1 protein-coding gene is annotated in these 813 nt (G+C 69.1%); it reads right to left on the reverse strand.

What is annotated here, in order from left to right; all coding sequences use genetic code 11:
• Window positions 1–813 (reverse strand): ketoacyl-synthetase C-terminal extension domain-containing protein (locus tag CCN51_RS44140; RefSeq protein WP_143676094.1); only part of this gene is annotated, 813 nt, incomplete at both ends.

Below are 813 nucleotides of genomic sequence, written 5' to 3' on the forward strand. Positions count from 1 at the left end.
GAACAGCGGGAAGGCGTGGTACAGCTCGTGTCCCATACGGGGGCGTTGCGTGCCCTGCCCGGAACACACAAACGCCAGCTTCCCCGCACCGCTCGCCACGCCCCGTACGAGCCCGGTGTGCTCCTCACCGGCCCCCAGAGCTCCCAGCTCTTCGAGGAAGGCTTCGCGGTCGGGGCCCAGGAGTACGGCACGGTGGTCGAAGGCGGTACGGCCGGAGGCCAGGGCGTACCCGATATCAGCCAGCCCCACCTCGGGACGTGCCGCCAGATACGCGCGCAGCTGTGCTGCCTGTGCTTGTAGTGCCTGTTCGGACTTGGCCGACACGATCCACGGAAACGACCCGGACGAGACGTCCGCCGGATCGTTGTGCTCCTCCGGCGGTGCCTGTTCGAGGATGATGTGCGCGTTGGTGCCACTGACCCCGAAGGACGAGACCCCCGCACGCCGCGCACGACCCGTCTCCGGCCACGGCACCGCCTCGGTCAGCAGCCGCACCCCGCCCGAGGACCAGTCCACATGCGGCGACGGCTCCTGCACATGCAACGTCCGCGGCAACACCCCATACCGCATCGCCATCACCATCTTGATGACACCCGCAACCCCCGCCGCGGCCTGCGCATGCCCGATATTCGACTTCACCGACCCCAACCACAACGGGCCGTCCCCCACCCGTTCCTGACCGTAGGTCGCCAGCAACGCCTGCGCCTCGATCGGATCACCCAGCCGCGTCCCCGTACCGTGCCCCTCCACCACATCCACATCCGCCCCGCCAACCCGCGCACTGGCCAACGCCTGCCGGATCACCCGCTGCTG

The sequence above is a fragment of the Streptomyces milbemycinicus genome, from assembly GCF_002154605.1.
Taxonomy (GTDB): Bacteria; Actinomycetota; Actinomycetes; order Streptomycetales; family Streptomycetaceae; genus Streptomyces; species Streptomyces milbemycinicus.